Annotated in this window: 2 protein-coding genes and 1 tRNA gene; all 3 read right to left on the bottom strand. The window is 41.4% G+C overall.

The genetic code is table 11. The annotated features are described in order from the left end of the window. Positions 1 to 37: 37 nt before the first annotated feature. Complete coding sequence (locus CAN34_RS12655) at positions 38 to 835, bottom strand: hypothetical protein (RefSeq protein WP_089555922.1); 798 nt, start codon at positions 833 to 835, stop codon at positions 38 to 40. Positions 836 to 1,050: 215 nt separating this feature from the next. Next, positions 1,051 to 1,127, bottom strand: a tRNA-Pro gene (locus CAN34_RS12650). A gap of 114 nt (positions 1,128 to 1,241) precedes the next feature. Next, on the bottom strand, positions 1,242 to 2,493 hold a 1,252-nt coding region (gatB, locus tag CAN34_RS12645; RefSeq protein WP_089555921.1), incomplete at its 5' end, for an Asp-tRNA(Asn)/Glu-tRNA(Gln) amidotransferase subunit GatB.

The raw sequence follows: 2,493 nt of genomic DNA, 5'->3' as shown, positions 1-2,493 counted from the left end.
TCGCATAGAGCGTTCAATGCATGCATGCGACAATCTGCTATGAGAAGTCACCCTTATCAGCTTCGCTTAATAGACGACATACAGTAGGGAATGACGGTGTTTTATCTGTATCAACATGCAATTTAATATAACTAGCTGCATCGGTGTAAGTGCTAAACCCTTTGTCTTTCATAATCTTAACATATTTCTTTTTACGTTCCTTTTTTTCTTCTCTATGTGGCTGCCACCTTGCATCAGACGCTTTTTTACCCCTAGCTGAAATTTCTTCTTCTAGGTAATCAGTAATATCAACTCGTACATCAACCATTATTCCTCCATACATGATAATTGCTACTTCATGATGTTTGAAAGAAATATCATAAAAACCTAGATCGTATGATAGATATGACAAACTTTTATACATTATTATTCTTACTACCTCTGCGATATTACAACTTAATAACCTCTGTTGCTCTCCTACTGTAAAACCAGCTAATGCATTATTTACTAGAGTGTTATTATTCTCTAGATCTAAATTAAATTGCCGCGCTATATTTTTGAATGTAGACATTGCAAAAACATTTAAACTGCATTCACAATCATAATCACACCCGCAATCAGGACTACCATCAAACGTATTGTCTTTTTGATAGTCTATTTCACTTTCTTGTACATAACTATTTATGGCTTCCTCTAGGTTAGCTAAAAAAGTATAGTTATTTTTGCGCTGGATATCATTACAGTCTTTATCAAAGAAAACTAAATTTTCAATCTGCTCATAAGTTGGTTTTGATAAATTACGCTCAAAAGTTGTATTCAATAATTGATACTTACGCGCTTCATCTTTATACGACACAATTCAGACCTTTACACACCCTTAAACCAAAATAGCTGCAAGGCATTACCAGCCTAAAGATGGGTGAACGGCTGGCTTTCGGTTACTCATCGTGTCTTGCAAGATTTTTATTATTATTTACTTAATGAACCATCATACAATCCCTAGCCAAATTTAGCATAAAAAAAGCCAACCATTGAAAACAATGATTGGCTTTTCTCGATTACTGCTATGTTTGGTCGGAACGGCAGGATTTGAACCTGCGACCCCTACACCCCCAGTGTAGTGCGCTACCAGACTGCGCTACGCCCCGAATGACTGACTATTTTACGCAAAATTATGTATATTGCAAGAGCTATTTATTTTAGCCAAAATCTACAGTCGTATTTTACCTATAACAGTCAGCTCAACCAACGAGCAGTGAACCTTAACCTAATAGCTCTTTTAGGATCTGATTTACTTGCTGCGGGTTAGCACTACCACGGCTGGCTTTCATGACTTGTCCAACTAGACCGTTAAAGGCTTTTTCTTTGCCGCCGCGATACTCTTCAACCATCACTACATTTTTAGCGATGACCTCTTCAACGATGGCTTTGATAGCACCGGTATCCGTTTCTTGCTTAAGGCCTTTTTCTTCGATGATTTTATCTGCCGCGTCATCAGCATCGCCGCCTTCACGCTCATACAAGGCCCCAAATACTTTCTTAGCCAATTTGCCAGATAGCGTATCGTCTTTGATACGTTTTAGCATGCCAGCCAATTGCTTGGCGCTGATAGGGGAGTCAGTAATTTCTTTATCATCTTTATTCAGCGCACCCAGTAGGTCGCCCATGACCCAGTTAGCCGCTATTTTGGCATCTTGCTGATCAATTTCAGCCACCACATCTTCGAAGTAATCGGCAATTTGACGGCTACCAGTCAAGATACGAGCGTCGTATTCTGATAGAACAAGCGCTTCTTCAAAACGGGCACGACGAGCCACCGGCAGTTCCGGCATTGCCGCACGGATGCTATCAACCGTATGCTGCTCGATACGCACAGGTAGCAAATCAGGATCAGGAAAATAGCGATAGTCGTTGGCGTCTTCTTTAGTACGCATAACACGAGTTTCGTCGCGCTCGGGATCATAAAGCATCGTTGCCTGTAAGATCTTGCCGCCGTCTTCTAAGATGTCGATTTGACGTTCGATTTCACGATTGATAGCGCGCTCGATAAAGCGGAACGAGTTCAGATTTTTTAGCTCAGTACGGGTACCAAGTTCAGCGCCAGGCTTACGAATAGAGACGTTACAATCACAGCGGAATGAGCCTTCCGCCATGATAGCATCTGAGATACCAAGCCAAGTCACCAGCTGATGAATGGCTTTAATATAGGCAAGCGCCTCATGAGCTGAACGCATATCAGGCTCAGATACGATTTCAATCAATGGTGTGCCAGCACGGTTAAGATCCACGCCAGTCATACCATCAACGGCATCATGAACGGATTTCCCAGCATCTTCTTCTAAATGCGCGCGAGTGATACCCATGCGTTTAGGGTATTCATTCTTTTCACCTTCGTTGACCACAACATCGATATAACCTTCGCCTACGATAGGGTTGGCCATTTGGGTAATTTGATAGCCTTTAGGTAAGTCAGGATAAAAATAGTTTTTGCGGTCAAAAGTATTGAATAAACCC

Origin of the sequence: Psychrobacter sp. DAB_AL32B (genome assembly GCF_002224105.1) — a bacterium.
Lineage (GTDB): Bacteria > Pseudomonadota > Gammaproteobacteria > Pseudomonadales > Moraxellaceae > Psychrobacter.
This window is presented reverse-complemented; position numbering and strand designations above follow the sequence as displayed.